Here is a 25,920-nt window from a genome sequence, read left to right on the forward strand (position 1 = left end):
CAGGCCTACGTACGTTCTCGCAGGCGCCGGGCGGCCGCGGTCACGCCGCGCGCGTGACGGGCGAGTCCCGCCCAGGGGTCCTTGTCGAGGCGGTCGCCGAGGTCGGTCACTGTCCAGCGGCGGGCGGTCAGCCCGGGTGCGTCCAGCTCGTCCCAGCTCAGCGGCACGGCCACCGGGGCGCCCGGCCTGGAGCGGACGGCGAACGGAGCGACCACGGTCTGGGCGTAGCCGTTGCGCGCGACATCCAGATACAGCCGCCCCTTGCGTGCGTCCTTGCGGGGCTCGGTCGTCAGCTCCTTCTCGTGCCGCGCCGCCAGCGCCTGTGCGGCGGCGCGGGCGAACGCGAGCACGTCGTCGGCGTCGTCGCGCCGGTTCAGCGGGACGACGACGTGCAGACCGCGTGAGCCCGTGGTCATCAGGCCCGACGGAAGGTCCAGCTCGTCGAGCAGATCGCGCAGGCGGTGTGCCGCACCGCGTACGGGCTCGAAGTCGTCGGCGGGCGGGTCGAGGTCGAAGACCAGGCGGTCGGGGCGGCGCGGCCGGTCGGCGCGGCTCAGCCAGCGGTGGGGGGTGATGCATGCCTGGCCCGCCAGATAGACCAGGGTCGCCGTGTCGTCACAGACCACATGCGTCACCTCGCCGCCCTCCTTGGCCACCGTGGCGCGGTTGATCCAGTCGGGGAAGTAGTCGGAGACCTCCTTCTGGTAGAAGCGGTCTCCGTCGATCCCGTCCGGCATCCGCTCCAGCATCAGCGGCCTGCCGCGCAGTTCGGGCAGCATGCGCGGTGCCACACGCCGGTAGTGCTCGGCGAGATCGGCCTTGGTGATGCCGTCCTGCGGGAACAGCTCCTTCTCGGCCCGCTTCACCTCGATCTTGCGTCGCCCGACCTGTAGGTCAACGGTGGAGCTCACGTCGCCGCCTCCTTCGCACCGATGCTTGCGCTGCCTCTCCACTCCCCCGGTCCAGTCACGGGAGCGGCGTGCCTCCGGTGGCGTTCATGACCTCCGCGGTGATGAAGCTCGCGTGTTCCGAGGCCAGGAACACATACGCGGGCGCCATCTCGGCGGGCTGGGCGGGGCGGCCCATCGGGGCCTGCTTGCCGAACTCCTTGGTGTCCGGCAGCGTGGCCGGGATCAGCGGCGTCCACACCGGTCCCGGAGCGACGGCGTTGACCCGGATGCCGTTCTCGACCAGCATCTGCGCGAGGCCCTGGGTGAACGTGACGATGGCGCCCTTGGTCATGGCGTAGTCGAGCAGGTGCGGGCTCGGCTTGTAGGCCTGCACCGACGTGGTGTTGATGATGGACCCGCCCGAGGGAATGTGCGGCACGGCCATCTTGCACAGCCAGAACATGCCGTACAGATTCGTGCGCACGACGCGGTCGAACTGCTCCGTGGAAATGTCCCCGATGCCCTGCGGCTGGGACATTTGATACGCCGCGTTGTTGACCAGGACATCGATGCGCCCGAACTCCGCCACGGCTCGCTCCACGAGGCGGCGGCACTGCTCCTCCTCCCGGATGTCGCACGGCACGGCGAGACCGCGGCGCCCCGCCTTGTCGACGAGGCGGGCCGTTTCCTGGGCGTCCTCCGCCTCCGTGGGCAGGTAGGTGAACAGGACGTCCGCGCCCTCGCGTGCGTAGGCGAGAGCGACGGCCCGGCCGATGCCGGAGTCACCGCCGGTCACGACCGCCGCCCGGTTCTGCAGCAGCCCGCTCCCCACGTAGGACTCCTCGCCGTGGTCGGGGGGCGGGTCCATCGGTCCCGTCCAGCCCGGCGGCTCCTGGTCCTGCTGTGCGAACTCCGGCCGGGGGTGCTTCGTCGTCGGGTCCTGCGGGGTGTCACCCATCGGTGCTCTTCCTTCCTCGGGGCCACTCTCTCCAGCTTGCTCCGCACCGCTCCGGGGCGCGAACGCCTGACGCCGCTCACGGCGTACGACCTGCGCGAACGCGAGTCATCGGTGCACCGGGTGTCCCGCGGGCCGCGGTCCCACACATTCCGGTCCCCGGGGAGTGCCGGCGCCGGTCGCTCGCCGTGCGGGTGGGATCGGGGGTGCATAGCCTGTACGGGGCCTCCGGACCAGTCGGCAGAAGGGACCTGAGGTGAGCGACAAGGACGGGCTGCGGACCTACCGGGACAAGCGGCACTTCGACAGGACGAGCGAACCGCGCGGCGAGCGCGGGACGCGGGACGAGGCCGGGCGGACTCCGGCCGATGAGCCCACGTTCGTGGTCCAGATCCACGACGCGAGCACGGTGCACTTCGACTTCCGCCTGGAGGTCGACGGCGTACTGAAGTCCTGGTCTGTCCCCAAGGGGCCCTCCACCGACCCGCACGACAAGCGGCTCGCCATCCCCACCGAGGACCACCCCCTGGAGTACCGGGACTTCGAGGGGGTGATCCCTCGGGACGAGTACGGCGGCGGGACCGTCATCGTCTGGGACCGCGGCACGTACCGCCCGACCAGCCACGACAAGCGGAACCGGCCGGTGCCGTTCGGGCAGGCCCTGGAGAACGGTCACGCCACGTTCGATCTGCGGGGCGAGAAACTGCGCGGGGAGTACGCGCTCACCCGCTTCCACAGCCGTGAGGAGAAGAGCGGAAGGTCCTCCGCGAAGCCGACCTGGCTGCTGGTACGGACCGGGCACCATTCGGGTGGCGGCACCCCCGATCCACGGCGGGCGCGGTCGGCACGCAGCGGCCGTACGCTGCGCCAGGTCGCGGAGGCTCCGGACGCGCCGACATGGCATTCCAACGGCGGTGAGCGGGGATGACCGGCCTCCTCGACACGCTGCCGCCCGGCCTTGTCGGCCGCACCCGCGAGGCGGCACCGGGCGTCGAACTCGCGGCCTCTCCGATGCTGGCGACGCTCACCACCCTGCGTCACTTCCCGGACGGCTGGATCTTCGAGCGGAAACTGGACGGCGTCCGGGCACTGGCGGTGCGCGAGAACGGCACGCTGACGCTCCGGTCCCGGTCGGGGCGACGGCTCGACGCCACGTACCCGGAGATCGTCGACGCGCTCGCGGGACAGGACTGCGCGGACTTCACGGTCGACGGAGAGATCGTCGCCTACTCACGCGGCAGGACCGACTTCGCGCTGCTCCAGCAGCGCATGGGGCTCACCAGGCCCGCCGACGTCGCGGCGACCAAGGTCGCGGTGACGTACTACGTCTTCGATCTGCTGCGCCTGGACGGCATGGACGTACGGCGGCTGCCGCTGCGCACCCGCAAGTCCCTGCTGCGGCGCTCCCTCGCGTTCGCCGCGCCGTTGCGGTTCAACACCCATCGCAACGAAGGCGGGCCCGAACTCCTCGCCGACGCGTGCCGGCGCGGCTGGGAGGGCCTCATCGCCAAACGGGCCGAGAGCGTCTACCAGGCGCGCCGCTCGGGCGACTGGCTCAAGCTGAAGTGCTCCCGGGGCCAGGAGTTCGTGGTGGGCGGGTTCACCGAGCCCACGGGCAGCCGGACGGGCATCGGCGCGCTGCTCATCGGCTACTACGAGGACGGGCGGCTGCGTTACGCGGGCAAGGTCGGCACCGGGTTCGACGCGCGCACCCTGATGTCCCTGCGACGCCGACTCGGCGAACTCCAGGTGCCGAAATCGCCGTTCGCGGACGCGGTCCCGGAGCGGACCGCACACTGGGCCCAGCCGCGCCTCGTGGCCCAGGTCGCCTTCACCGAGTGGACACGCGACGGCATGCTGCGCCACCCCCGCTTCCAGGGGCTGCGGGACGACAAGAGTCCGGCCGATGTCGTCAGGGAGCGCGGGGGGCCCTGAACTCCGCGGCCGCGTTGAGCCGGGCGGCCTGGCGCGTCAGGTGGTCGCGTTCGGGAAGGTTGGGCGCCTTCCGGGCCGCCTCGGCGTACAGCCGTGCCGCCGTCGCCGGATCACCGTCGCGCTCGTGGAGGTACGCCGCCACGGCGGCGTGGCGGGGCAGCGCGTCGTCCAGGGCCGCGAGCTCCGCCAGACCGGCGCGCGGTCCGTCGGCCTCGCCGACGGCCACCGCGCGGTTGAGCCGCACGACCGGGCTGTCGGTCAGGCGTACGAGCTCGTCGTACCACTCGACGATCTGCACCCAGTCGGTCTCCTCGGCGGTGGGCGCGTCGGCGTGGAGTGCCGCGACGGCGGCCTGGGCCTGGAACTCGCCGAGGCGGTCACGGGCGAGGGCCCCGTGCAGGATCCCGATGCCCTCGGCGATCGCCTCGGTGTCCCACCGGCTGCGGTCCTGCTCGGCGAGCGGCACCAGGCTGCCGTCGGGCGCGGTCCGTGCGGCGCGCCGGGCGTGGTGGATCAGCATGAGGGCGAGCAGGCCCGCCACCTCCGGGTGGTCGATCGCGGCCGCGAGCTGCCGGGTGAGCCGGATGGCCTCGGCGGCGAGGTCGACGTCACCGGAGTAGCCCTCGTTGAAGACCAGGTAGAGGACGCGCAGCACGGTGGCGACGTCTCCGGGCGTGTCGAACCGCACGTCGGAGACGGTGCGCTTGGCCCGGCTGATGCGTTGCGCCATGGTCGCCTCGGGGACCAGGTAGGCCTGGGCGATCTGGCGGGTGGTGAGGCCGCCGACGGCGCGCAGGGTGAGCGCGACCGCGGAGGACGGCGTCAGCTTCGGGTGGGCGCACAGGAAGTAGAGCTGGAGTGTGTCGTCCACGGCGGGGGCGGGTCCGGGCGCGGGCTCCTCGTCGACGAGATCCTCACGCCGGCGGCGTGCGGTGTCCGCCCGGGTCATGTCGAGGAACTTGCGCCAGGCCACCGTGACCAGCCAGCCCTTCGGGTCCCGGGGCGAGTCGTCCGGCCAGACGCGGACCGCCTCGACCAGGGCGTCCTGTACGGCGTCCTCGGCCGCCGCGAAGTCGGCTCCGCGGCGGACGAGGATTCCGAGCACGCTCGGTGTCAGACTCCGAAGCCGGGCTTCATCCATCTCCGGCGTCACTCCGTGACGGTGTGCTTCGCGCCCAGGAACGGGCGGATCTCGAGCCACTCGTGGATCGGCTTGCCGCCTGCCCCGGGGGCGGCCGACAGTTCCCCGGCGAGTGCGAGGGCGCGGTCGTAGTCGTCGACGTCGATCACCATCCAGCCCGCGATGAGGTCCTTGGTCTCGGCGAAGGGGCCGTCGGTGACCGGCGGGCGGCCTTCTCCGTCGTACCGGACGAACGTCCCCTCGGGGGCGAGCGCCTGGCCGTCGACGAACTCGCCGGTCTCCTCCAGCCGGGCCGCGAAGTCGTTCATGTACTTCACGTGGGCCGAGATCTCCTCGGGCGTCCAGCGCTCCATGGGCACGTCGTTGACCGCACTCGGGGCGCCACGGTAGTGCTTGAGCAGCAGGTACTTGGCCATGGTGTTCTCCTCGGGCTGATGCGACCTATTGTGGTCGCGTTCACCACGGGGACGGAGCCGGACACGAGTTCTCGACATCGCCGCGCGACTTTTCTTGAATAACGCCGCGGGAGGAACGGACTTGAGGAACGGACTTGACGATCACGACCCGGACCGTGCGGTACGCCACCGGCGGCGACGGCAAACTCCTCGACATCTACGCCTCCGGGCAGCAGGACGACCGGTGCGTGCTGCTCTGGCACGGGATGGGGCCCGATGAGCGGGACGTGATGGGCTCACTGGCCCAGGAGATCGCCCGGTCGGGTCCCACCGTCCTTGTCCCCGACTGGCGTTCGGACCGGCCCGACGGCGGCCGGGAACATCTCACCGACGCCTTGCGGTTCGGCCGCGACTACGTACGCGAACTCATCGACGGGCCCGGCCAGTTGGTGTTGGCAGGGTGGTCGGCGGGGGCTTGCGCCGCGATGGGTGTGGCTCTGCGGCCGGAACTCTTCGGCGGCTGGCGGCCCGCCGCGGTGGTGGGCATCGCGGGCGGCTACCGGCGCCCGGCACGCACCACGGGCACCGTGCCCCTCCAAGCAGTCGGCCGGGCGGTGACTCCGATACCCGTACGGCTCGTGCACGGCACCACGGACGAGGTCGTGCCGGTCGATTCCTCGCGTGAACTGCACGAAGCCCTGCTCGCACACGGCTGGGACTCCGAGCTGTCCGAGCCGGTCACCGACCATGCCGGGGTCCTTGGCTGCGTGCACGAGCCCACCGCGCGACGGTGTCTACCGGCGAACGACCCTTCCGTAGCGGCCATCGGGCGAGAGACAGCCCGCCTGACAGCGGGCCTCGTGCCGCCGTCCACGCAGCCGTGAGCGGGGAGGCTGACGTCACCCGCCGCTGTCCGTCGGTGAACGGCCGTCGATGTTCTTGGAGAGGCACACAGCCTCGTACAGCATGCGGCGCAAGTGCCTGATGGTGCGCATCAGGTAGGTCTCCTTCGATCGTCCGTCATCCCTGGCCGAGCTCCCCCTGCCTCGCATGCCACCCGGCAACGGACGGGAACGGGGCTTTGGCACCGGTCAGGACAGGGCCTTGGTCCCCGGGATGGGTGAGGAAGGTCCCGGTATGGCGCCCGCCCTCTGCGGAACCACTGGCGAGGACCGCCGGAACCAGATGGGGAGAGGGCGCTATGCCAAAAGACATCGGTGTGAGCGACGAGCGTGAGCAGCTACGGCGAGAGAGGCCCGCTCCGCGCGTCAGGGGTCAGGGCCGGGAGGCGGGGCGCGTGTGGAGCGGCGTCAGGCCGTTCCGGCGGGCCGGAGGGCTGCGCCTGGTCCCGCCGGCCGGTGAGCGGCGGCCTGCCCTGCCGGGCAGGAGCCTGCCGCCGGGTGCTTCGGACAGGGTGCGCGGCGCTCCGTGCTGGTTGAGCCTGGCCTCCGGTGATGCCCAGGCCGCCAAGGAGTTCTACGCCCGGGTCCTCGGGTGGTGTCATGTCCCGCTGCTGGGCGCGCCGGGCAGGGCGCGATTTCTGGCGCTGCGGGCCGGAGCGCCGGTGGGAACCCTCAGCCAGGCCACGTGCGACCTGGGCGTCTCCGCGGGATGGATCCCGTACTTCGGTGTCGATGAGGTGGACACCACGGTGGGCCGGCTGCGTGAGCGCGGCGCCACCGTCGCCGTAGGTCCGCTGACCACCGAGACCGGGCGGCTCGCCGTGGCGGCGGGCCCACAGGAAGCGGTGTTCGGCCTGCGTCAGCGGGCTCCCGACCAGCGTTGGCGGGTGGGCGCGGGCCCAATCGCCCGGCTCGAACTGCACACCCGGGACATCTTCGCGGCCGCCTACTTCTACGGGGACGTACTGGGCTGGGCCGGTACGTCGGGCGACAGCTGCGAGGTGGAGTACACCCACGGTCAGATCGAGGTGCGCGACGGGCTGCGCACGGTCGCCGCGCTCAGGGACGCCGCGACGTCCGGTTGGCATCCGTGCTTTCGCGTGGCCGACGTCGGCATGGCCGCCGTGGCGGCCACCGGGTGGGGTGGACGCGTCATCTCACCGCCCCAGGGGCCCCGCGGCCGAGGCGAGGCCGTGCTGGCGGACCGGGAAGGCAACCCCTTCACGGTCGTCGCGAGCTGAGCGATGCAGAACGAGAGTGACGAGAGAGTGAGGGGTCAGACGATGTTTCTGCAGGCGCCGGACGTGGACGACGCCGCTGAGCCGAGCGGACCGGCGCGGGGAGGGAGCGGCGGGCTGCCGTGGATCGAGGAGGCCGACCAGGTCGCGCCGAAGGACGCCCGGGAGCTGTCGAAGCTCTTCTTCGAACAGCTCGGGACACTTGAGGAGGACTCCCCCGCCTACCTGTACACGCGCAACACGCTGATCGAGATGAACCTCTCCCTGGTGCACTACGTGGCAGGCCGCTACCGCAACCGCGGCAACGGCCAGTTGGAGGACATCGTCCAGGTCGGAATCGTGGGTCTGATCAAGGCGATCGACCGGTTCGACACCAGCCGCGGCTTCGAGTTCGTCTCCTTCGCCGTCCCCTACATCCTCGGGGAGATCAAGCGCCACTTCCGGGACACGAGCTGGGCCGTGCACGTACCGCGCAGACTGCAGGAGCTACGTCTCCAACTGCTCAAGTCCCAGGAGCGGTTGTCCTCGAAGCTCGGCCGCGAACCAACGGTCGCGGAGCTCGCCGCGGACCTCGCGGTGACCGAGGAACAGGTCCTGGAGGTGATCGTGGCCGCCAACGGCTACGCCGCCGGATCGCTGGACAGCCCGCGCAGCGAGGGAGAGGAGAGCGGGCCCCACACCACCGGACGCTCGCTTTCCGACGTCATGGGCGAGGAGGACCCGGCCATCGAGGTGTTCGAGGACCTGCACGCCCTGGCCCCGCTCCTGGCCGAACTCGGCGAACGCGAACGGCGCATCATCGAGATGCGCTTCGGCCAAGAAATGACGCAGGCGCAGATCGGCGCCGCTCTGGGTCTCTCGCAGATGCACGTCTCACGACTCCTGTCGGCGACCCTCGCCACCCTCCGCACCGGTCTGCTCACCCGCGACTAGCAGGGATCCGGGTCCGGGCAGCACGCCGCCCGGACCCGGGCCGCCGTCAGCCGGGAAAGCTCTCGGCATGCGGACGACGCGGCGACGCGAGACTCACCTCGGCCGCGGTGTAGGAGGAGGCGAACGTGAACGCGCGCGGGGACGGCCCGTGCTCCTGTAGGTCCGCCAACCGCTCCAGGGCCTCGCCGACGGTCGGGAGATGGCCGGCGGGGACCCACCAGAGGACCATGTGCGCCTCGACGTGCCGCTCGAACCACTCGCGGCGCCGGCGCATCACTTCCAAGTGCCCGCTGCGGTAGGCGAAGTCCCACAGCGCCTCCTGGGTCTGCCACACCGACAGGTTCACGATGACGTCCTCGCCCGCCGGGCGCAGGCCGGTGGCGTCGGCCGCCCCTTCCTCCACGAGCCGCCACACGAAGCCGGGTGCGTCGTCGGCGGCGGCGTTGACCGGATCGAGCAACTCGACGAACGGCGCGATGCGCGGGTCGTCGATGGGGTGGAGGAGCGTGGCGATGTTGAGCTCGGCGAGGTGGTGGGTGTGGGCGCCGTGCGCGGCGGATGCGGTCATGGCCTCATCCCAGCACAGCCCGCTTTTCTATGTCAATCAATATTGTTTTTAGAAGATTCGAGCACCACGCAGCACTCCCCCGGCCGGGCGTCCATGCGAGCGCGGACAGGGCCTTCCGCGCCCAACAGCCCTTCCAGCAGGGCGAGGTTCATTCCGCAGACGAGCGGCGGGAAGCGCTCGGCCACGGCATGAAAGGGGCAGTTGCGCATACGGACGACACTGTCGTCTTCCACGTGCGGTTCATAACCGCGCGCGGCCAGCATCTCCATGGCCTCTTCGAGGTCTCCGCAGGGCGCCGCCGCACCGCGCAGAGCCTCGCCCCTGCGGCGCGCGGCCGCGCAGAGCCCGGCGTCGAGACCGGCCTGCTCGGCAGCCTCGGCGAGCAACTCGGCGGCGGTGCGGTAGTCGCGGGCGGGCAGCGACACAGTCCGCTCGGCCCGCGACCGCGTATACACCTTGGCGGGACGGCCCGCCCCCGGCCCCGAGCGGCCCGTCAGGCGGCGACTGCCGCTCTCCAGCAGCCCGGCGTCCGCCAGCTTGTCCAGATGGTGCGCAGCCAGCGTGCGCGCCACCCCGGCCGCCTCGGCAGCCTCGTTGCGGCCCACTTCACGGCCTTGCGCCGCCACGTACTCGTACAGTCGGCGCCGCACCGGATCCTGCAGCACCGCGATCGCATCGATGTCCTCCACCCGGCCATTCTAGGAACAACGCAGGTTGGAGATAGAAAGGCGGGCACCCCCACCATCACGGCCCGGTTCAGAGGGCGACGGCGGACGCGGACAGCAGCGTGGCGGCGGCGAGGCTGCCCCACAGGGCGGCCGCACCGTGAGGCGCGAGGGCGGTGATCACTGCCGGAGAGACGGCGAGACCGAAGCCGGTGGAGAGCTGGAAACGGGCGAGGGCCCGGCCCAGGACGCGCGCCGGAGCGAGAGCGGTGACCAGCGCGGTGGCGCTGCCGGCGTAGATGATCTCGCCGAGGGTGCAGACCACGGACACCGCGGCGATGGCGGGAGCGGCCCAACCGCGGTCCAGCGAGGCGGCGGCGAGGAAGCCGAGATACGACACGGCGAGGACCACACCGGCAAGGGCCAGCACGGTCCGCCGGGGGTAGCGGGACAGCAGGACGGTGACCGGCACCTGGAGAGTGACCACCAGCACCGTGTTGGCCACGAAGATGCCCGCGGACCACACCGGGGAAGCGTGCAGCTGGGTCACCAGGACCAACGGCAGCGCGATCTCAGGGACGTTGAGGCAGAAGACGTAGATCACGTTGGCGGCGAGCAGGGCGCGCATACCGGTCGCGGGCTCGTCGCCGTCCTGTTCCCGGGCCGCGTCCGCGGCGGGATCCGCGTGCACGCGGACCGACCAGGCCAGGACGGCCGCGGCGATGTAGCTGAGGCCCGTGACGGCGGCGAGGACCTGCAACGCCAAGGCTCCGCCCGCCAGGCACGCGGTGGCGACGAGCGCGCCGACACCCATGCCGGCGTTGCGCAGGGCGCGGCCCGCCGCGAGCGCCGCGTCCCGTTCCCGGCCGTGGGAGACCGTGGCCACCAGGGCGGCGTGGGCGGCGGGCCAGGCCTGGTTGCCGATGCCGAGGAAGAGCGCCGCCGTTCCGAACAGCCAGACGTTCCCCGCCGGGGCGGCCAGCAGGAACGCCGTGCCCGCAACCCTCACCAGCATCGACGCCGCCACGGCCGTGCTGCGCGCGCCCCGGTCGAGCCAGCGGCCGAGCGCGGGCATGCACACCAGACTCGCCACGACACCGACCGTCATCGCGATGCCGGTCAGCGGCGCCGACAGGCGCAGCACCGTCACTCCGTACAGCAGCAGGAAGGGGCGCAGCAGGCCGGTGCCGAGCGCGTCCACGGTCAGGGCGACGGCGTAGCGGGGGCCTCCGGAGGCATGGACGAGGGCGCGGGGCCGGATCTTGGTGGTCGTTGGCATGGAGCTCACCGTGCGGTCGGCCGACCGGAGGCGCCCGTCGGTTGACGGAGACCGTCAACCGACGCCTTCACCGACGATCCGACCAGCGATGATGAAGGGATGACGTTGCGCATCGACATCAGCGGCCTGCCGTCCGACCGGCTGCGGTTCGCCGCCTCTCCGCTGGCCGAACTGACCGCGATGCTGCATGCGCTGGCAGCCCCCGGGCACCACCCGCATCTGGCCGACTGGGTCGCGGACGTCCGGGCCCGGCTGCGACCGGAGCTGGCCGAACGGTTGCAGGAGGCGGAGTTCCTCTGGCGTTCCTCCCAGGCCGACTTCCTGCTCCCCGCCCGCCCTCGGCAGACCCTCGCCCAGGAATTGGACGACGTGGACCGGATCGACGACGAAAGGTATGTGACCGCCGCGCTCGTCACCACGTGCGGCAGCAACCGGATCCCCCTCTCCGCGCCCTCCCCGCTCACCGACGCGGCTGCGCGTGAGCGGGCCCTGGACCTGGCCCAGGCCCGCGGGGCACGGCAAGAGGCCTTCGCGGAACGGCTCCTCGCGGACCCGGCCGCCGTACGGGCGCGGGTGCGCCACACCCTCGAACAGTGCGCCGAGGCCTTCTTCGACGCCGCCTGGACCGGCGTCGCCGCGCGGCTCGCCACCGATCTCCGCCTGAAGAACGACCTGTTGAAGCACCAGGGCATCGGCGCGGCACTCGCATCGGTCTCCGGGGCGATAGCGCTGGCGCCGGACGGCGACTGCATCACCGTGGACAAGCTGCAGGACAAGTCGACCGCCGCCCACGGCACCGGAGTCACCTTCATCCCCAGCGTCTTCGGCAGCCCCCACCTGGTGGTGGTCCACGCGCCCGGCTGGCAGCCGGTGGTGCAGTACCCGGTGGCCGAGCCGAACCCGCCGGAGCCGGTGTCTCTGGAGACGGTCGGCCTACGCCTTGAGGCGCTCTCCCATCCGGTACGGCTACGCCTCCTGCGCACCCTGGCCCGCGGCCCGCACACCACCGGCGAGCTGGCCCACACCTGGGAGTTGACGCCCCCTGAGGTCTCGCGCCACCTCGCCGTTCTGCGCCGCGCCGATCTGCTGACAGCCCAGCGGCGGGGCCGCTACATCCACTACACCCTCAACGTGCCCGCGATGACGGCACTCGGCACGGACCTGCTGTCGGCCGTGCTGCGCTAGGACGCCGGGACGTATGCGGGGCCGGGGCCCTCACCGCGCCGAGCAGTGATCCGTCAGCGCGTCAGCGCAGCCGGCGCAGGAACACATCGGCCGCGCTGTTGGTGTCGCCGGGGACGAGGTTTCCGGCCGGTGAGTCGAACACCACCGCGCCGCCGTCCTCGCTGACGCCGGTCCGCGGCCCGGGTGCGGTGTCCTCGGACACCGGCTCGCTCTCGCCGCTGATGAGCCGTACCTCCCCCGTCTCCATGTCCCGCAGGAAGACGTCCGCGCTGCTGTCGCCGTCCTCGTCCGGGGCGAGATTGGAGGCGGCGGAGGTGAACACCGCGTAGCGCCCATCACGGCTCAGCGAGACGTCGCCGCTCTCCCCGTTGGCGGGCGTGCCGTCGGGGGCGGCGCTGACCAACCGCATGCGCTTGGTCTCGCGGTCGTAGAGGAAGACGTTGCGCGAGCCGGTCGGAGGCGGTCCCTCCGGGCGGAGCACCCTGGATGCCGATGTGAACGCCACATAGCGGGCGTCACCGCTGAGGACGGCGCCCCAGGACGGGGTCTTGCGGTTGTAGGCGTGCGGAACGGTGATCAGTTCCGTCGTTCCCTTCTCGCGGTCGCGCAGGAAGATGTCGGTCGCGGAGTTGTGGTCTTCCACGTCGGCCAGGTTCGAGGCGTTGGAGGTGAAGGCGAGATACCGGCCGCCGGCGTCACCCGCGAACGCGGGGGCGAACGCGTCGCCTTCACCCTGCCCGCCCGCGTTGGTGAGCTGCGCGAGCTCCGTCGTCTTCTTCTTGCGGTCGTAGAGGAAGACGTCGTCCCGCTTGTTGGCGTCCCCCGCCACGAGGTCCTCGGCACCCGACGCGTAGGCGACGTAACGGCCGTCACCGCTGACCACCGGGTCGTACGTCAGGTGACTGCGAAGCCCGTCGTAGGCCGCGCCCGTGGGGCTGATCCGTTGAGTTTTGCCGGTGCTCCGGTCGTGCAGGAAGACGTCGTCGAGGTCGTTCGGATCACCGCGTACGAGATCGTCTGCTGTGGAGGTGAAGACCACATACCGCCCGTCGGGACTGAGCGAGACCTCCCGTACGACGCCGTGGCTCGCCTTTCCGTTGCTCTTGACGCTGACGCGCTCCGTCTTTCCGGTGCGCAGATCGCGGACGAAGGCGTCGGGCGTGCCGTTGGTGTCGTTCGCGACCAGGTTCCGGGACGCCGAGACGAACGCGACGTAGCGGCCGTCGGCACTGATGGCCGGGTTCGTGGAAGCGGCGTTGCCCTCGGCTCCTTCCGGGCCGACGCTCACCCGCTCGGTGTGCGGCGCGGCGGTGGGGGCCGCGGACGCACCGGCGGGTGACAGTACGGTCACGGCGCAGAGAGCGGCCAGCGCGGCGCTTGCGGCCGTCGCGCGCTGATGAACGGTCATCGGTTCCTCCTGTGTCGACAGCGGTCTCCGTGTGCCGTCCGGGCGCGCTCGGAAAGGGCGGGGCGTGGCAGAGCGTGTCGTTCCCCGTGCGCTGTTCGCGGTGCGCTGCTCCCCCTTGGGGCTCCCCCGCTCGCACCGGACACCCCGGCCATCGCCATCAGCCACTGAGTCGATCGGTCATGACCAGGTGCACCGGAGGTGAGCGAACACCGTGCAACCTCGGGGGTCAACGTGTCGCGTGCCTTCCGCGGTGCGGATGCGCCGCTTGCATCAGCGGGGCAAGGCGGTTCGGCGGACTTTTGTGCCGTACTCGCGCGGAATGGGCAACCATCGCCTCAGCTGCCCGTCCGATCCCCTGCCCACACCGCGGGCGTTCGGCCCGACCAGGGACTTGCCTGTTCGAGTTGCCCGGCGAGGCGGAAGAGGCGGCCTTCGAGCCCGTATCCGGCGGCGAACTGCATACCGACCGGGAGCCCCGTCTCGGCGTCGGCCGTCACCGGCACGGACATGGCGGGCGTGCCCGCCACATTGAACGCCATGGTGAACGGCGAGCGGTCGTTGAGCCGGTCGATCCAGCCGAGGCCGTCCAGCGCCTCTCCGCCCTCGGCGTAGGCACCCAGGGTCATGGGAAGTTCCGGCAATGTCGGGGTGAGCAGGACGTCGTGAGCGTCGAAGTACCGTGCCAGGCTTCGAGCGACGCGGTTCCGGATCGCGAGAGCACTCACGAATTGGGTGCCACTGACCCGCTGCCCGTAGTGGTAGCCGGCGAGGGTCTCCGGCTCAAGGGTCGAGGTGTCGACGGGCCGGTCGAAGGCGGCAGCCAGCTCGTCGACCAAGGCCGTGAGATTCGCCGTCATCAGACGGGCGTTGGCCAGGACGAATTCCTCCCAGTCGGCCCCGAGGCCGACCTTGACCTCCTCCACCCGGTGGCCGAGGGATTCCAGCAGACGCACGGTGCGGGAGAGAGCGTCGGCCACTGGTGTCGCCGTGCGGCGCCCGCCCCATGCCTCGGCGAGGACACCGATCCTCAACGAGCCCGGGTGGCGGGCGACTTCCTCCGCGTACGGACGGGGCGGCTCCGTCGCGAAGTAGGGGTCACCCGGTTCCGGCCCACGTATCTGGTCGAGCAGCGCGGCGCTGTCACGCACTGTGCGGCTGACGCTGCCGTGCACGCCGAGGCCGCTGAAGACTTCGTCGACGTCGGGACCCATGGAGACCCGGCCGCGGGTGGGCTTCAGACCGAAGAGGCCGTTGTAGGCCGCGGGGATGCGGAGCGAGCCCGCGGCGTCGGTGGCGTGGGCGATCGGGACCACCCCGGCCGCGACAGCCGCGGCCGCGCCCCCGCTGGAACCACCCGCGCTCCGCTCCAGGTCCCACGGGTTGCGGACCGCCCCGTACAGCACTGGTTCCGTCGTGATGCTGTAGGCCATCTCCGGTGTCGCGGTGCGTCCGAACGTCACGAGGCCGGCGCGGCGGAAGCGACGCATCAGGGAGGAGTCGGCGCGGGCGACGTTGCCGGCCGCGAGCCGGCTGCCCAGTTCCATGCGCCGCCCCGCCATGGAGACTCCGATGTCCTTGACCAGGAAAGGGACTCCGGCCAGCGGTGCGCTGCCGCGGATTGGCTCACGGATGGGCTCCTCATCGGCCGGCCAGGTCTCCGCGATGGCGTTGATCTGCGGCCCGACCGCCTGCGCGGCCTCGCGGGCGGCTGCTTCCAGTTCGGCGGGGGTCACCTCGCCTGTGGCCACAAGACGCGCCAGCCCGACCGCGTCGAAGTTCACGTACTCGGAAACTCTCACTGTCACTCCCAGCGGAAGAAACGATACCGTCGAGTGCCTGATGATACCGATCGGTATCGCTCGGAACGGACTGGTACCGTAACAGGGATCGCAGGCCCCTCACAGCGCCCCCGAACAGAGCCCCCAACTGACCGGACGTCACGGAGTAGTCATGGCATCGACCGCCAGCAGGCCGAGCAGGGTGGCGAAACTGCCGCCTCGCGAGCGCATCCTCGACGCGGCGGAAGAGCTCTTCCAGAGCGAGGGGATCCGGCGGGTGGGGGTCCAGGCGATCGCCGAGAGGGCCGAGACCACCAAGATGGCGATCTACCGGCACTTCGAGACCAAGGACGCACTGGTCGCGGAGTGGCTGCGCATCGTCGCTGCCGACTACCAGGCGGCCTTCGAACGGGTCGAGGCAGAACACCCCGGCCGGCCGAGGGAGCAGATCCTGGGCCTGGCCCGCTTCATCGCCGAGGGGTTGCCGGCGATCTCGCACCGGGGCTGCCCGTTCATCAACTCCCTCGCCGAACTGCCGGACCGCGGCCATCCCGCACGGCAGGTGATCGAGGAGCACAAGGCACACCAGACCCGCAGGCTGGTCGGCATGTGCGCCGAGGCCGGGCTGCCCGATCCCGAACAGGCCGCGGCCGAGATCACCTTCGTACTCGAAGGCGCGCAGGTCAGCACGCAGAACGGAAGCATCGATCGGGCCGGGGACCGGCTGATGAAAATCGTCGAGAGAATCGTGGCCCCATGAGTGGCTGGTGGTCCTGCCTGGAGGAACGGACCCGCCGCGAGGTCGACGCGGATGTGCTGCGCGACCGCCGGACAGCAGCAGTCAGATCTGTATGGGAGGCCCTGCGTCCGCTGGGGTTGGGGCTGCACGACGCGGAGTTGGTCGTTCACTCGCGCTACGAGGCTCTTGGCGACCGGGTGCGGCGCAGGCAGCCCGATCCGCTCGACCCCCCCTCGCTCGCAGCCCGTGCCGGGGCTGTCCCCGGCCGCGTGGCTGCGGTCGAGGCTCTCTGGGACGGCGATACCGTGCACGACTGGTTCGTGGAGCTGGTCGCGATCTTGGACGACCCCTACGGGGAAGGCCACTTGGCGACCATTCACCACCGCCCTGGCCGCTCCCCCGCGGGTGCTGCCACCGAGGCCGGCCGGGCACTGGCCGACCACCTCGGCGTGCCGTTCCACTTCGCCTCGCCGGACGTCCCCGATGACGATGCCCCGCGCTGGCGAACAGCCGCACGTCAGCCCCGATCCTGAAGGGGTACGCGAGCAGGTCCGGCCTCCCGCGTGACGGGAGCGGCGCCCTGTCGGGCAGGCGCCCGGAGCTCCGGTCGAGGAGGGGCTCCGTCCGGGTATGTGCAGGCATGGGGACAGGCCGCGCTCGTAGTGGGAGGCTGGGAGTGTCCGGTGCCGCCGCCCGAGTGCGGCAGCGTCCGGGGACGCGAGGGACCGAGGCTCCCCCTCGATCGGCCCTCGCGTGAGGTGCCCCCGGCGGTGCGAGGGTGCGGGAGATGCCTCGCCGCCGCGCCTGGAGGGCGGAGGCTGGGGCCGTATTGTCGGTGATGCGGCTCCAGTCGGCCTTGCCGTGACAGCTGCCGGCTCACGTGTTCACGAGTACCGGGCCCGCCCCACGACGATCGGGGCGTCGGCGAGAGCCACCATGCCGACGAGCCGGTGTCCGTCGACGACGGGAAGCCGCCGCACCTTGTGATGCGTCGTGATGCGTCCTGGTCGCCACGATCTCTGCCGTTCATCCACTCATCCGTTCGGTCGAGTCGACCGCGTCGCTCGCGTGAAGAGCGCCGACCAGAGGGTACGCGGGGGTACGCGGAAGGTCATCGCACAGCGCGTGCGGTCGCGCGGACCGCACCGATCGGGAAGGAGTACGTCATGCCGCAAGGTTCCAGCGCCAAGCGTGAGCGTCAGTACGAGCACATCAAGGAGGGCGCCGAGAAGCGCGGCACCTCCGAGGGCCGTGCGAAGGAGATCGCCGCACGCACCGTGAACAAGGAACGGGCCCGCTCCGGCGAGTCGAAAACGGCGAGCAAGACGTCCACCAAGGACAAGAAGTCCGCTTCGCAACGCGGCGGCGAGCGCTCCCACCGGGGCGCCCAGGGGCCGACGAAGGACCAGCTGTACGCGGAGGCGAAGAAGCGCGGCATCGACGGCCGTTCGTCGATGAGCAAGCAGGAACTGGCCAAGGCCCTCGGCCGCTGACCGACGGCCACAGGCTCAGCCACAGGTGCAGGTGCAACCGCAGCACGCAAGCAAGGAGACGCATGAGTAACCCCAGCCCCAAGCACCAGCCCTCGCACGACGAGGAGCACCCCGAGACCGCCGCCGGCGAGGTTCTCCACGAGGTGGAAGAAGCCGAGACCCACGTGGGGGACGACGGCGATCGGCGCGACCAGGACGGCGAAGCGGCAGACGCGCTGACCCCGAACGAGGACGCGCAGGAAGACGTCCAGCAGCGCGGCGCCTGATCCCTGCCCCCACCCGCGTCCCGAACCCCGAGCCCCGCACCCCAAGTCCCGGAGTGCGGGGCTCGATGCGCCTGAGTCTCAGGGCGGTCGTCACACCGTGCACACGTCGGGTTAAGGTCACCCTGGTGTGTGAGCAGCGGGCCCCTCCGGCGGACGGAGCCGGGGTGGGCGGCGTCAGCGACGCCGCGGCCGCTGCTCATTGATCGACGAGGACGACGGAGCTGGAAGCCGCCATGGGAGACAACGTGACGAACATTCCGTCTGCGCCGCAACCCGAGGACCAGCCCTCGTCCCAGGACCAGCCCTCGCCTCAAGACCGGGACCTCTCCTCCCCGAAGGGCGAGACGGAAGAGCTGAGAGCCACCGCCGAGCAGCTGCGCGAGCAGGTGTCCGAGCTGGAGGTCCAAGCACGTGCGCGCCCCCGGATCGCCATGGCCGAGGGTGTCCTGGTCGAACGGTATCGACTGGCGAACGCCGAGGCGGCGTTCACGCTGCTGCGCCAAGCCTCACAGCGGGCCAACATCAAGCTGCACCAACTGGCTGCCGCGGTGGCCCGGACGCCAGGACCGGCACCGGGCGCCAAGGTGTGGTTCAGCAGACGGGAGCAGCATCCGATACCCGACCTGACCGCGCTCGAAGCAGGCACGCTCAACGCGACCAACCAGGGCGAGGTCCTCGGCGCCGCCCTGCATCGCGTCTTGACCGTCACCGGTACGGACATGGGGAACGTGCAGCTGCTCGAGGACGGTGTTCTGCGGATGGCGAAACACACGGGCCTGCCCCGGCAGTTCACCGACTTCTTCGCGTTCGTCGACGGCAACACCTCATGCTCACGGGCCGCCGCCGCCAGCCACCAGGTCACCGTCAAGGACGTGGCCTCATCGGCCGGTTTCGACGACGAGACGCGCCGGGTGATCCTCATGGCCGGCAGCCGCGCCTGCCACAGTGTCCCGCTCGTCGACGACCAGGACACTGTTCACGGCGTCATCTCCTCCCACCATGCCCGCCCCCTGATCGGCTTCACCCAGGCGCAGCTCCAGACCCTGCACACCACCGGCCGCGCTGTCGGCATCTGGATCAAGTGGCACCAGCACACCGTGCTCGTCGGCGCGCTGGAGGACCTCCACCAACTGGCCCTCGCCTCCGACCAGTAGCGGCCGAGCGCGCTTCCGGGATGGGGGGCGGAATCGGTCAGTCGGCTCGGGGCTTGCTGAACTCTTCGATCAGTACGGGATATTGCTCCCCTCCGTGCCCGGCCGCGATCGCCCGGTCGGCCATCTCCTTGATCAGGCGCGGGAGTTCGGCATTGACACCCGCCGCCTCGCTCTCCTCGATCAAGTGCGCCATCGCCCGCACATCGGTCTCCAGAGTCGACACCTCGGCAGGGAAGGAGCCGTTGTCGATCTGCTCGGCGTGCCCCGGCAGCCACTCGGCCACACCGGCAGCGATCTGCTTCGCGAACGGAGCGTACGTCGCGGCGTCGACGCCGACCGACCTGAGCATGGCAGTGCCCTGAAGCCAGGCGTTCAGGATGCTCCACATCATGACCAGTCCTGCTCCGTCGTACAGGGACGCGAGACCGTGATCCGCACCGAGGTAGGTGGCGGTACCGAGCGCGTCGAGTGTCGACTTGTGCGCATCGAAGTCCGACTGCGGCCCGCTGTGCAGAATCACCGCCTCGGCGGTCCCGATCCCCGACGGGACCGCCATGATGGCGCCGTCCAGGTAGCGGGCGCCGCGCTGCTCGGCCCAACGGGCGGCTTCCCGGGCCTGCGCCGAGTCGCCCGAGGTCAGGTTGATCAACGTCGTTCCGTCCAGGGTGATATCGCTCGCGTCGAGCAACTCACGCATGGCGTGGTACTCGGTGACGCAGATGATCGTCAAGGGGCTCGCCTTGAGCACGTCGCCGACCGTCGGCGCCAAGTGGGCGCCCTGTGCCACCAGTTGGTCGGCCTTGGAGGTCGTGCGGTTCCATACGGTTGTGGGGTGGCCGGCCTTCAGGAACGCGCCGGCGAGGGCCTGGCCCATCAGTCCGAGTCCGATGACTGACACGGGTGCTGCGGTGTTGTTGTTCATGGCAGCATCGTCAACGTTGATACCGGTATGAAGGTCAAGTGAGGTTCGATGCGAATCGGTGAACTGACTCGTCGTACGGGCGTCAATGCCCACCAGTTGCGCTACTACGAGGCCCAGGGCCTGCTGGAGGCGGACCGCAGGGCGAACGGCTACCGTGACTACGACGAGAACGCCGTGCTGCGGGTGAAGCAGATCCGGCACCTGCTGGGTGCCGGGCTGTCCTCCGAGGACATCGCGTACGTACTGCCCTGTGCGGTCGGCGAAGCGCCGGAGCTGCCCGGGTGTTCCGAACTGCTGGCCGCGATGCGGTCGCGGCTGCGGCGGCTGGAGGATCAGCTGGACAGGATCGCTCAGTCCCGCGACGCTCTGGCCGTCTATATCGAGGCGGCCGAGCGAACGGGCAGCGAGAGCTATCCCCCCTTTGACGAAGCCGGCCAAGAGGCCGTCCCCGCCTGAGGCAGTCCAGGGAACAAATGCTGGTTGTCGCTTCCGCATCCGGCGTGCAAGTCTGAGCCGCCGTGATCCACATCGCCACGCGGCCCGGAAGGAGTCTGGACCATGCTGAACGGCTGCACCCCGCGCCTGCCCGAGACCATCGGCCGCTACTACGACCACGGGTACTACCGGGGAGCCGCTCTGCCCCAGCTCCTCGCCGAGCACGCCCTCACGTACGCCACCCGCACCGCCCTCGTCCACGGCGAACGCCGCCTCACCTACCGTGAACTGAACCGCCGCGTCGACCGCGTGGCTGCCGGGCTCTCACTCCGGGGCGTCCGCGCGGGCGACCGGGTCATCGTCCAGCTCCCGAACGTGCCCGAGTTCGTCATCGCCGCCTACGCCCTCATGCGTGCCGGTGCCCTCCCGGTGCCGGTGCCCACCTCTCACCGCGCCGACGAGATCGGGCATCTCGCCCATGTCACCGAAGCCGCTGCCTACATAGGTCCCGGCGTCCACCGTGGCTTCGACCACGCCAAGATGGCCTCGGATGTCAGCGACGACAATCCTCGTCTGCGCCGCGCCTTCACTCTCGACGGCCCCGACGGCAGTGGAGGCGGCTTCGCCACAGCCCCCAGCGGATGCCTGTTCTTTCCCCTCAGCTCCCTGGACGCTCCGCGCGACCCGGACCGCACGTACGACCCCAACGACGTCGCGTTCTTCTTGCCGTCGGACAGAGCCACGACCGTGCCCGATCTGGTCCCGCGCACTCACAACGACTACGCGTACCAGACCCGGGCCGCCGCCGAACTCATCGGCCTCGGCCCCGAGGACGTGTACCTCGCGGCCCTTCCGGCCGCGTCCAACTTCGTCTTCGGCTGTCCGGGGATCGTCGGCACCTTCGCCGCCGGTGGCACCGTCGTGCTCGTCGACGACCCTGACCCCGCCGACGCCCTCCGCGTGATCGAGACCGAGAAGGTCACCGTCACCTCGCTCACGCCCGCCGACGCGCAACTGTGGCTGGACTCCCTCCCCGGCGGCCGGTACGACCTCTCCAGCCTGCGCCTCATCCAGATCGGCGGCGCCCAGCTCCACCCCGAACTCGCGGCCCGCATCCAACCAGCCTTCGGCTGCCGCCTCCAGCAGGTCTTCGGCATGGCTGAGGGGCTGCTCTCCCTCACCCGCCTCACCGACACCGACGACGTCGTCCATCACACGCAGGGTCGTCCCCTCTCACCCGGCGACGAGATCCGCATCACCGACCCGGACGGCAACGACGTACCGGCGGGCACTCCCGGTCAACTGTGGACGCGCGGCCCCTACACCCTGCTCGGCTACTACAAAGCGTCCGACAAGAACACCCGCGCCTTCACCCCCGACGGTTTCTACAGGACCGGCGACACCGCCCGTCTCACCGAAGCCGGCGACCTCGTCGTCGAAGGCCGCGCCTGATGACCGGGCCTGCGACGACGGCCCCGCCGAGGCCGCGAGCGAGATCACGCGTGGCGTTCGACGCCCAGGTCGAGGGTGCCGAGGGTGCGGACCCGCGAGGACTTGCGTCGGCTCGCGTCCCAGAGTGACTCGACCGCGTCGCACCAGTTGTCGAGGTCCGGGGCGGCGCTCAGCTCCCTGGAGCGGGCCTTCGCCCGGTGGGAGGCGCGGGCCCAGTTCCTGGGGTCCTTCAGGGACATCAGGGCGTGGATCCAGGCGTTGACGTCGTCGCGGTAGGCGAAGATGCCGGCTTCGCCCATGGACTCGACAAGGCCGGGGGTGGGATGGGCGATCACCGGGATGCCGGACGCGAACGCTTCGATCGCCACCCGCCCCCAGGACTCGTACAGGCTGGGCATCAGCATGACGCGCGCCCGGCCGTAGACGTGCTCGCGCATCTGCTGCCCGGGCACGCCGTCCACGACTTCGCAGTTGGGCAGCCGGGGCGGCGGCATGATCTGCTGCCCGTAGGCGCCGCGGACGCCGAGGAACTTCCACTCCGGCGTCCACGCGGCCATCTGCCAGAAGAGCTCGCCGCCCTTGTCGGGGTTGAGATTGACCAGGGCCGCGCAGTCGCCGGGCTCGGTGCGGTACTCCTCCGCCAGCACGGGAGGGCGGACCACGACCGTTCGCTTGGGCAGGAACTCCTCGGGGTAGCGCGCGAAGAAGATCTCGCCGTCCCGACGTATCCACTCGCTGTTGTAGACGACGAGGTCGGCGCCCGCCGCGTTGTGGAAGCTCGTGGCGAAGTTGTCGTGGCAGATCACCACCACCGGGATCCTGCGGGCGGCGGCGAGACCGGTCACGAGCGGAACGTTCTCGAAGTGCGACAGGAGTACGTCCGCCGTCTGGGCGTGGGCCGCGAAACCGATCCCTTCCTGGTAAGGGACGACGCGCACCCCGTCGATCTCGTAGCTCTTCTCGATGCTCCCTGGGTGCGAGAGCCAGACCGTCACCTGGTGGCCACGCTCGGCCAGGGGGCGGAGCATCGAGTGGAGCATCCACTCGGAGCCGGCGTTGTGGGCCGGCGGATATCCGTACACCCGGGCCGCGATGGACATGGATCGTGAGCTGTGGGTCGCGGCCAGTCTGTGCGGGCGGGGGGCCACCGTGTCCACGTGCTTGAACTCCCTCTGGTCGGGCGCTGGTCGGGGTGGGTCTCGTACATTTCGCGTGCCCCGCCCACAGGGCATCGGGAGCCTCGGTGAACGTGCGGCCAGGCCCCTGCCCTGCCCCGCGGGCGGGATGAATCACGTGAGCGGCTCCGCCGGGACCGGCCCGACAGGCACCGGGCCTACCTGTCGGTGATGCGGATGAGCGAGGAGGAGATGGCGGGCGGGCCGCCCACGAGGAAGCTCAGGCTCGTGTCGCCGAGCATGGCGCCGGACGAGGCCTGCGTCTCGACGAGGACCGCGGACTTCGAGCCGTTGCCCGACAACGCCAGGTCGACGTTCTTGACGGTGAGCACCCGCCCGTCCGCCGACACGGTCCCGTCGGGGTGCTCGAACTCCACCCATTGCGAGCCCTGCATGACGCCGACGACCAGCCGGCCGGTGAACCGCAGACCCTTGTCCAGAGGGAGGGTCACACTGACCGTCTGCGGAGGGACCTTGCCGTCCCCGGTGGCCCGGACTTCCACACCGGGGTACTTGGTCTCACCCGTGCGCGGCAGTGTCACGGGGTTTCCCGGAGACACCAGGAACTGGGCCTGGGGTTCCGGGGTGATGCCGCCGGACGCGGTGTAGCGGTAGTACACGCTGCCGAGCTGGAAGGCGTCCTCGATCTTGGTGGGGTCCCAGCTGAGGTTGCTCACGGAACCGTCGTAGTTACTGGCCTGGGGCCAGACCAGGAAGCGGTAGTAGCCCGGCCTGTCGCCCTTCTGGCGGAGGTCGATCGGGGGCAGCATCGTCTTCTGGCTCAGGTCGCCGCGGCCCGTGTGGCCGTTGGCCTTCCACAGCTGCGGGACCGGGGTTTCGAGGGAGGGCGTACCGTCCTCGTGCACCAGCTGGTAGTACACGCTGTCACTGTGGTTGCTCGGGACGCCCTGCTGACCCTCGCGCGGGTTGATCAGGTCGATGATGAACTTGTCGCCGGGGATGTTGCCGTTGTCGGAGACGTAGCCGAAGCCGGCCTGGCTGTTCGGTGATCCGCCCCAGTTGTTGTCGAACGGCAGGCGGACGAAGGGACGGCCGACGTTGGGGGCGTCGTTCTTGTCCCAGTCCGAGGCGAGTACGTCGATCTCCGGCGAGGCGGTGCGGACTTCGCCGTTGTCGAGCGTGACCGCCACATTGATCCGGTACTTGAGGCTGGAGTTGGCGGGGCGTGGGTTCTTGTCGACGTCGAGGTCGCCGCGGAGCGTGAAGGTGATCACGTCGAAGCCGTCGAGTCGGGCGTGCTCGATGACCTCGTACTGCTGGTCGACGCCGCTCTGGCCCCGGTTGACTTCCGTGGCGGGCACGTCGAGGTTGCCGTCGCCGCGGAAGGAGTACCGGACCTCCTTGATCTTCACGCCCATCGGGACGCGCATCCGGCCGTCGTAGCGGAACTCGGAGTCCCACCAGCCGAAGCGGTTCGCGTGGCCGAGGGTCCGGACGCCGGTCCATTCCGGATCCGCGTTGTCCCTGGGCACCACGGGATTGGTCATTCTGGCTCCTTGTCTCCGGAACATTCGAATGGGCCGCGCATGGTGGTGACCGGGGCCGGCGTCGGCGCCCCCAGTGGTTACCCGGCTTCTCGTCCACGGTCAGCTCACGCGCAATTTCGGGGAAATACGCCGAGGCCCGGTCGGGCCTTGCCGATGCCTTGAGCAGTGCCGGACAAGACTGACCCGGCGTCAGGCGACGGCGATAGGGGGGAATTCGGTTGTATGAGATTCCCTGCCACGCGATGGACTCTCAGAACTCAGCATCAGATGACCGCACCTGCCACACGCGCACCACCAGAGCGCCACGTCACCGACCCACACGCACCAGAGGCCGACTACATTCCCCTGCGCAACACGGGTGTCTCGTGCCGGGCAGACGCACAATGACTGGTACCCGCTCGGGATGTTCAAGCCACCGCTAACCGTCGGGCCTTCGGCCTCAATCGGCCACCGACACGACTCCCATGTTCACTGAGCCGGGCGAAAGTCAATATTCAACAACCCCGAATCACGCGGTGAATTCACCGCGGTCGTCGTGTCTTTCCGCATCAACTGGGTGCACCAGATGCATTCATCTCCCACATGTACGGGAGAGTCCAACCAGTAGGCACCGGTGAGCAGTTGGCCTTGGCCTTGGGCCGGATCGGGAAGCGGATCCCTCAAGTCGTCATCCATGCTCCGCACAACGAGGCCTGAGGGGCGGGGTTTTGGGGGCGGCAACCGCTCTGCCCCCGCGAGCCGTCCATACGCCTGAAGTTCTCCCCGCGGTGTCTTCAGACAGGAGAGAGGGGGTAGAAGGGGCGACTTCACTGTCGCTGCGGGGGCGCCTTCGGGACGGGGGCGACATCCTCGCCGTGCCGCACAGGCCGGCCTCGACTCGGTCGAGGACTCGGTCGAGGACTTGGGTGTGATCGCCGTGGCGACGGCGAGGTGGGCGTGTTCTGGCCGTTCGGGGGCTATTGATGCGTGTTCAACTGGGAAACCGCAGAGTGACCATGAAGAGTTGGTCGGTACAGGCAGAACCCGCACAACCCCACGCATACACGAAGGAGACGGCAGATGCTGTTCGGTAAAGAGCACGTCGAGCGCTACGTGGCGACTGACGGCGCGGAAGGCCACGACTGGCAGAACACCACGGTGCTGATCCTCACCACCATCGGCCGCAAGAGTGGCGAGCAGCGCAGCACTCCGCTGATCTACCAGCCGTACGGTGACGACGTGCTCGTGGTTGCCTCCAACGGCGGAGCCGACCAGCCGCCCCTGTGGTACCGCAACATCGAGGCGAACCCCGAGGTCCAGGTGCAGGTGAAGGGCGACCGCTACACCGCCCGTGCGCGTACGGCAAGCCCGGACGAGAAGCCGGACATGTGGCGGACCATGGCCGCCACCTGGCCGGCCTATGACGACTACCAGCGCAAGACCGACCGGGAGATCCCGGTAGTCGTCCTGGAACGCGTCTGAAGCACGGGCCGCCGGAGCGGATACGTACGCGCGTCGCGCGAGC

Annotated in this window: 26 protein-coding genes; 14 read left to right on the plus strand and 12 right to left on the minus strand. The window is 70.3% G+C overall.

Features of this window, described 5'->3' with window-relative positions; all coding sequences use genetic code 11:
- Window positions 1-5 precede the first annotated feature (5 nt).
- Together ligD (ACWGI2_RS39015) and ACWGI2_RS39020 are read right to left on the minus strand one after the other, a co-directional pair.
- Window positions 6-911: a non-homologous end-joining DNA ligase gene (gene ligD, locus ACWGI2_RS39015; protein WP_453700645.1), complete on the minus strand. Its 906-nt coding sequence runs from the start codon at window positions 909-911 to the stop codon at window positions 6-8.
- Window positions 912-966: 55 nt separating this feature from the next.
- Window positions 967-1,848 (minus strand): SDR family oxidoreductase, encoded by an 882-nt coding sequence (locus ACWGI2_RS39020; RefSeq protein WP_453700647.1) that lies wholly within the window; start codon window positions 1,846-1,848, stop codon window positions 967-969.
- 253 nt (window positions 1,849-2,101) lie between these two features.
- Here ACWGI2_RS39020 and ACWGI2_RS39025 point away from each other — a divergent pair, with 253 nt between their 5' ends.
- Together ACWGI2_RS39025 and ligD (ACWGI2_RS39030) are read left to right on the plus strand one after the other, a co-directional pair.
- Window positions 2,102-2,773: a DNA polymerase ligase N-terminal domain-containing protein gene (locus ACWGI2_RS39025; protein WP_453700648.1), complete on the plus strand. Its 672-nt coding sequence runs from the start codon at window positions 2,102-2,104 to the stop codon at window positions 2,771-2,773.
- Window positions 2,770-3,780 carry a non-homologous end-joining DNA ligase gene (ligD, locus tag ACWGI2_RS39030; protein ID WP_453700649.1) on the plus strand — a complete coding sequence of 337 codons (1,011 nt, stop codon included), beginning with the start codon at window positions 2,770-2,772 and terminating at the stop codon, window positions 3,778-3,780. The genes ACWGI2_RS39025 and ligD (ACWGI2_RS39030) overlap by 4 nt, the downstream gene beginning before the upstream one ends.
- Here the strand turns inward: ligD (ACWGI2_RS39030) and ACWGI2_RS39035 are convergent.
- Window positions 3,758-4,921: an RNA polymerase sigma factor gene (locus tag ACWGI2_RS39035; RefSeq protein WP_453700650.1), complete on the minus strand. Its 1,164-nt coding sequence runs from the start codon at window positions 4,919-4,921 to the stop codon at window positions 3,758-3,760. The two genes, ligD (ACWGI2_RS39030) and ACWGI2_RS39035, sit on opposite strands and share 23 nt — an antisense overlap.
- Window positions 4,922-4,929: 8 nt before the next feature.
- Complete coding sequence (locus tag ACWGI2_RS39040) at window positions 4,930-5,337, minus strand: YciI family protein (RefSeq protein WP_453398732.1); 408 nt, start codon at window positions 5,335-5,337, stop codon at window positions 4,930-4,932.
- 134 nt (window positions 5,338-5,471) lie between these two features.
- Here ACWGI2_RS39040 and ACWGI2_RS39045 point away from each other — a divergent pair, with 134 nt between their 5' ends.
- From ACWGI2_RS39045 to ACWGI2_RS39055, 3 genes are all read left to right on the plus strand, one after another.
- On the plus strand, window positions 5,472-6,200 hold the full coding sequence (locus ACWGI2_RS39045; RefSeq protein ID WP_453398733.1) for an alpha/beta hydrolase: 729 nt from the start codon (window positions 5,472-5,474) through the stop codon (window positions 6,198-6,200).
- Window positions 6,201-6,517: 317 nt separating this feature from the next.
- Window positions 6,518-7,459 (plus strand): VOC family protein, encoded by a 942-nt coding sequence (locus ACWGI2_RS39050; RefSeq protein WP_453700652.1) that lies wholly within the window; start codon window positions 6,518-6,520, stop codon window positions 7,457-7,459.
- 42 nt (window positions 7,460-7,501) lie between these two features.
- Window positions 7,502-8,389, plus strand: coding sequence for a SigB/SigF/SigG family RNA polymerase sigma factor (locus ACWGI2_RS39055; protein WP_453700653.1), 888 nt, complete (start codon window positions 7,502-7,504; stop codon window positions 8,387-8,389).
- 46 nt (window positions 8,390-8,435) lie between these two features.
- Here the strand turns inward: ACWGI2_RS39055 and ACWGI2_RS39060 are convergent, their stop codons facing one another.
- The 3 genes from ACWGI2_RS39060 to ACWGI2_RS39070 all read right to left on the minus strand — a co-directional run bounded on the left by ACWGI2_RS39060 (window position 8,436) and on the right by ACWGI2_RS39070 (window position 10,901).
- The gene (locus ACWGI2_RS39060) at window positions 8,436-8,957 is read right to left on the minus strand and encodes a DUF3291 domain-containing protein (RefSeq protein WP_453700654.1); all 522 of its coding nucleotides are present in this window, start codon (window positions 8,955-8,957) and stop codon (window positions 8,436-8,438) included.
- A 32-nt stretch (window positions 8,958-8,989) separates the two neighbouring features.
- On the minus strand, window positions 8,990-9,646 hold the full coding sequence (locus tag ACWGI2_RS39065) for a helix-turn-helix transcriptional regulator (RefSeq protein WP_453700655.1): 657 nt from the start codon (window positions 9,644-9,646) through the stop codon (window positions 8,990-8,992).
- A 67-nt stretch (window positions 9,647-9,713) separates the two neighbouring features.
- Window positions 9,714-10,901: an MFS transporter gene (locus ACWGI2_RS39070; RefSeq protein WP_453700657.1), complete on the minus strand. Its 1,188-nt coding sequence runs from the start codon at window positions 10,899-10,901 to the stop codon at window positions 9,714-9,716.
- Between the two features lie 99 nt (window positions 10,902-11,000).
- Between ACWGI2_RS39070 and ACWGI2_RS39075 the strand changes: the two genes are divergently transcribed.
- Window positions 11,001-12,086, plus strand: a complete 1,086-nt coding sequence (locus tag ACWGI2_RS39075) for a DUF5937 family protein (protein WP_453700658.1) — start codon at window positions 11,001-11,003, stop codon at window positions 12,084-12,086.
- 61 nt (window positions 12,087-12,147) lie between these two features.
- On the opposite strand, the gene ACWGI2_RS39080 is transcribed toward ACWGI2_RS39075, so the two are convergent.
- Both ACWGI2_RS39080 and ACWGI2_RS39085 read right to left on the minus strand, forming a co-directional pair.
- Complete coding sequence (locus ACWGI2_RS39080; protein ID WP_453700660.1) at window positions 12,148-13,494, minus strand: TolB family protein; 1,347 nt, start codon at window positions 13,492-13,494, stop codon at window positions 12,148-12,150.
- Window positions 13,495-13,829: 335 nt separating this feature from the next.
- Window positions 13,830-15,293 carry an amidase gene (locus tag ACWGI2_RS39085; RefSeq protein ID WP_453700662.1) on the minus strand — a complete coding sequence of 488 codons (1,464 nt, stop codon included), beginning with the start codon at window positions 15,291-15,293 and terminating at the stop codon, window positions 13,830-13,832.
- A 151-nt stretch (window positions 15,294-15,444) separates the two neighbouring features.
- Here ACWGI2_RS39085 and ACWGI2_RS39090 point away from each other — a divergent pair, with 151 nt between their 5' ends.
- From ACWGI2_RS39090 to ACWGI2_RS39110, 5 genes are all read left to right on the plus strand, one after another.
- Window positions 15,445-16,032: a TetR/AcrR family transcriptional regulator gene (locus ACWGI2_RS39090; protein ID WP_453700663.1), complete on the plus strand. Its 588-nt coding sequence runs from the start codon at window positions 15,445-15,447 to the stop codon at window positions 16,030-16,032.
- Entirely contained in the window at window positions 16,029-16,544 is a 516-nt protein-coding gene (locus ACWGI2_RS39095; RefSeq protein ID WP_453700665.1) for a hypothetical protein, read from the plus strand. Before ACWGI2_RS39090 ends, ACWGI2_RS39095 begins: the two co-directional genes overlap by 4 nt.
- Window positions 16,545-17,177: 633 nt before the next feature.
- Window positions 17,178-17,504 carry a plasmid stabilization protein gene (locus ACWGI2_RS39100; RefSeq protein WP_453398744.1) on the plus strand — a complete coding sequence of 109 codons (327 nt, stop codon included), beginning with the start codon at window positions 17,178-17,180 and terminating at the stop codon, window positions 17,502-17,504.
- 62 nt (window positions 17,505-17,566) lie between these two features.
- Window positions 17,567-17,770: a hypothetical protein gene (locus tag ACWGI2_RS39105; protein ID WP_453700667.1), complete on the plus strand. Its 204-nt coding sequence runs from the start codon at window positions 17,567-17,569 to the stop codon at window positions 17,768-17,770.
- Between the two features lie 233 nt (window positions 17,771-18,003).
- Window positions 18,004-18,924, plus strand: coding sequence for an ANTAR domain-containing protein (locus tag ACWGI2_RS39110; RefSeq protein ID WP_453700669.1), 921 nt, complete (start codon window positions 18,004-18,006; stop codon window positions 18,922-18,924).
- A gap of 37 nt (window positions 18,925-18,961) precedes the next feature.
- Here the strand turns inward: ACWGI2_RS39110 and ACWGI2_RS39115 are convergent, their stop codons facing one another.
- Window positions 18,962-19,846: an NAD(P)-dependent oxidoreductase gene (locus ACWGI2_RS39115; RefSeq protein WP_453700671.1), complete on the minus strand. Its 885-nt coding sequence runs from the start codon at window positions 19,844-19,846 to the stop codon at window positions 18,962-18,964.
- 48 nt (window positions 19,847-19,894) lie between these two features.
- On the opposite strand from ACWGI2_RS39115, the gene ACWGI2_RS39120 reads away from it, so the two are divergent.
- Both ACWGI2_RS39120 and ACWGI2_RS39125 read left to right on the plus strand, forming a co-directional pair.
- Window positions 19,895-20,302, plus strand: coding sequence for a MerR family transcriptional regulator (locus ACWGI2_RS39120; RefSeq protein ID WP_453700673.1), 408 nt, complete (start codon window positions 19,895-19,897; stop codon window positions 20,300-20,302).
- A gap of 102 nt (window positions 20,303-20,404) precedes the next feature.
- On the plus strand, window positions 20,405-21,733 hold the full coding sequence (locus ACWGI2_RS39125; RefSeq protein ID WP_453700675.1) for a (2,3-dihydroxybenzoyl)adenylate synthase: 1,329 nt from the start codon (window positions 20,405-20,407) through the stop codon (window positions 21,731-21,733).
- Window positions 21,734-21,777: 44 nt separating this feature from the next.
- On the opposite strand, the gene ACWGI2_RS39130 is transcribed toward ACWGI2_RS39125, so the two are convergent.
- Window positions 21,778-22,833, minus strand: a complete 1,056-nt coding sequence (locus ACWGI2_RS39130) for a glycosyltransferase family 4 protein (protein WP_453700677.1) — start codon at window positions 22,831-22,833, stop codon at window positions 21,778-21,780.
- Window positions 22,834-23,066: 233 nt separating this feature from the next.
- The gene (locus tag ACWGI2_RS39135; protein ID WP_453700679.1) at window positions 23,067-24,416 is read right to left on the minus strand and encodes a hypothetical protein; all 1,350 of its coding nucleotides are present in this window, start codon (window positions 24,414-24,416) and stop codon (window positions 23,067-23,069) included.
- A gap of 1,059 nt (window positions 24,417-25,475) precedes the next feature.
- On the opposite strand from ACWGI2_RS39135, the gene ACWGI2_RS39140 reads away from it, so the two are divergent.
- Window positions 25,476-25,877 carry a nitroreductase family deazaflavin-dependent oxidoreductase gene (locus ACWGI2_RS39140; protein ID WP_160509518.1) on the plus strand — a complete coding sequence of 134 codons (402 nt, stop codon included), beginning with the start codon at window positions 25,476-25,478 and terminating at the stop codon, window positions 25,875-25,877.
- Window positions 25,878-25,920: the final 43 nt, after the last annotated feature.

Source organism: Streptomyces sp. NPDC054866, assembly GCF_053610745.1.